General features: G+C 67.1%; 3 protein-coding genes. All 3 read left to right on the top strand.

All coding sequences use genetic code 11. The annotated features are described in order from the left end of the window. The coding region (locus P1X14_RS21875) for a thiamine phosphate synthase (RefSeq protein ID WP_277317539.1) at window positions 1-268 on the top strand (268 nt) is incomplete at its 5' end. A 40-nt stretch (window positions 269-308) separates the two neighbouring features. Next, window positions 309-1,469, top strand: a complete 1,161-nt coding sequence (locus P1X14_RS21870) for a diguanylate cyclase (RefSeq protein WP_277317538.1) — start codon at window positions 309-311, stop codon at window positions 1,467-1,469. 109 nt (window positions 1,470-1,578) lie between these two features. Continuing rightward, window positions 1,579-2,964 (top strand): S41 family peptidase, encoded by a 1,386-nt coding sequence (locus tag P1X14_RS21865; RefSeq protein WP_277317540.1) that lies wholly within the window; start codon window positions 1,579-1,581, stop codon window positions 2,962-2,964. Window positions 2,965-2,978: the final 14 nt, after the last annotated feature.

The raw sequence follows: 2,978 nt of genomic DNA, 5'->3' as shown, positions 1-2,978 counted from the left end.
CGGGCGCGGGCTGACCATGGCATCGGCGCACAGCCGGCGCGAGGCGATTGCGGCGATCCGGCGGGGTGCCGATGCGCTGTTCGTCTCGCCGGTGTTCGCCACGCGCTCGCATCCTGGCGCGCCAGCGCTGGGCCGGGTGCGGTTCGGACTGATGGTGCAGGGTCTTGGCGTGCCGGTGATCGCGCTGGGCGGCATGAACGCGCGGCGGATGCGCGGGCTGCCCGCACACGGCTATGCCGCAATCGATTCCTGGCTAACGCGATCTTAAGCCGCGGCGACCATCTTCCGGCGAATTGGGATCGGGGGACATGATGGGTTGGACGGGCGGCAGCACGCGCCCCGAGGTGCCGGAGGAAGTCCGCAATGCGCTTGCGGTCTTCCAGTTCGACAGCATGCGCCGCCAGATCCCGATCCTCCACGCCATCGCGCTGCTCAACATCCTGATTGTCGATTTCGTGCTGTGGCACGATGGGCAGCCGCTGCGTTTTTATGCCTGGACCCCGATCATCGGGGTGTTCAGCCTGTGGCGGCTGATGCTGTGGCGGGGGCGGAACGGGCGCGAACGCCCGCCGCTCGAAACCATCCGGCGCCAGCTGCACGGCGTCCATGCCGCGGCGCTTGCGTCGGTCGGGATGATCAGCGGCTTCACCGTCATCACCTATCTGGGCGGCGGCTTCGGCTATCCGGTGCTGATCCCGGTCAGCCTGGCCTTTGGCACGTTCAGCATCGCGCATTGCCTCGCGCCGCTGCGCGCGACGTCGATCTCGGTGCTGCTGCTCGGCATCGCGCCTGCCGCAGTAACGATGATGGCGACCGGCAGCTTCATGGAGCGGGTGATCGGCCTGAGCATGCTCAGCGTCGCGCTGCTCAAGATCGGGTTCCTGCGCGATACCCAGAAGCACATTGTCGACCTGCTGGTGATGGAGAAGAAGGTGCGCGATCTCGCCACGTACGATTCTCTCACCGGCATCCATAACCGCCGCGCGTTCGAGGAAGCGGTGGCGGCGCGGATCGCGGCGCAGACTGCGCGTTCCAGGGACCGGTTCGCGCTGGCGCTGATCGATCTCGACGACTTCAAGGGCATCAACGACACGCGCGGGCATCATGCCGGCGACGCCGTGCTGAAGGCGGTGGCCGAACGGCTGGCGGCGCATGCCGGGGCGGAGGGGATCGTCGGGCGACTGGGCGGGGACGAGTTCGTCGCGATGCTGCCCGCGCCTGTCGATCGCGCCGCGCTGGAACGGCGGATGACCGCGCTGATCGCCGGCCTGTGCGTGCCGGCCAGCATCGACGAGGAACCCGTGCCGGTGGGCGCAAGCCTCGGCTTCGCAGTGTTCCCCGACGATGCCGACGACTATGACCGCCTGGTCCGTACGGCCGATCAGGCGCTCTATGCCGCCAAGCGCGAAGGCAAGGGCTGCGCGCAAGGGCCTTCGCGCGCCGCATCCGTAGAATATCGAGCCGCCTGAGACAGTTGCGGCAATGGACGAGCCCCCCGCTTTTCCGCTATTGTGCGGAACAGCAAGGAGAAATCGCGTGAAGGCTGGGCGTTTCGGAGCGTTGTTGAGTCTCGTGGCGATGCTGTCTGCGTGCAGCAGCGGCGGCGGTACGGTCACGGGCGGCGGTGGCAGCGGCGGTTCCACGCCCACCCCGACCAGCGGCGCTTGCTCGCTGGCCGATCGCAAGTCCTGGGTGCTGGCCCAGATGAACGAATGGTACCTCTTCCCCGAGACCCTGCCCGCCAGCCTGAACGCCGCGCCCTACACCACGGTTCAGGACTATATCGACGCGCTGACCGCGACGGCGCGCAGCCAGAACAAGGATCGCTATTTCACCTACATCACCTCGATCGCCGAGGAGGATGCCTATTATAATTCGGGATCGAGCGCCGGCTTCGGCTTCCGCCTGAGCTATGATACGATCGCGCGGCGGGTGTTCGTCGCCGAGACGTTCGAAGGCACCCCGGCGCTGACCGCTGGGATCGATCGCGGGGCAGAGATTATCGCGGTGGGCACCAGCGCCGGGTCGCTCCAGACCGTGTCGGCGCTGATGGCGTCGGGCGGATCGCAGGCGGTAGTCGATGCGCTGGGGCCGACCACGGCGGGCACGACGCGCGTGCTGCGCGTGACCAACAGCGCCGGAACGCGAGACCTGACCGTGTCCAAGGCCGATTACACGCTGACCCCGGTCTCGTCGCGTTACGGCGCGCAGATCATCACCGATGGCGGCCAGCAATATGGCTATGTGAACCTGCGCACCTTCATCAACACCGCCGATCCGGCACTGCGCGCGGCGTTCGCCAATTTCCGCGCGGCGGGGATCACCAACATCATCGTCGATTTCCGCTACAATGGCGGCGGGCTGGTCTCGATCGCCGAGCTGATGGGCGACCTGCTGGGCCGCAACCGTTCGACCTCGGACGTGTTCGCCTACACCACCTTCCGCGCTTCAAAATCGTCGAACAACCAGACCGACTATTTCGGCGTCCAGTCGCAATCGATCGCGCCAACCAAGATCGCGTTCATCGGCACCGGCGGCACGGCATCGGCCAGCGAGCTCGTGATCAACGCCTTCATCCCCTATCTCGGCACCAATTCGGCGCTGATCGGCACCAACACCTATGGCAAGCCGGTGGGGCAGATCGCGATCGATCGCAGCGCGTGCGACGACCGGCTGCGCGTGATCGCCTTCGCGGTCGAGAATCGCGACCATCAGAGCGCCTATTATAGCGGCCTGGCCAGCATCATGCCGCGCACCTGCCGCGCCGGTGACGACCTGACCCGGCCGCTCGGCGATCCCAACGAGGCATCGACCCGCGCGGCGATCGACTTCCTCGCCGGGCGCAGCTGCACCGCGATCAGCTCGAGCGGCGGCATCGGCGTCCAGTCGGTCGGCGAACGGCAGGAACTCCTCCAGCCCGAACGGCCGGGCACGCTGCAGCGCGAAGTGCCGGGGGCGTTCTAGAGTCGTTTTCAGTT

This window comes from Sphingomonas sp. AOB5 (assembly GCF_029433115.1).
In the GTDB taxonomy this organism is placed as follows: Bacteria; Pseudomonadota; Alphaproteobacteria; order Sphingomonadales; family Sphingomonadaceae; genus Sphingomonas.
Note: the sequence above shows the minus strand (reverse complement) of the source record. Positions and strands in the feature narration are given on the sequence as shown.

What these genes read in the sequence shown, in the direction of transcription:
- P1X14_RS21865 (WP_277317540.1), top strand. Translation starts at nt 1,579, where the DNA reads ATGCTGTCTGCGTGCAGCAGCGGCGGCGGTACGGTCACGGGCGGCGGT.
- P1X14_RS21870 (WP_277317538.1), top strand. Translation starts at nt 309, where the DNA reads ATGATGGGTTGGACGGGCGGCAGCACGCGCCCCGAGGTGCCGGAGGAA.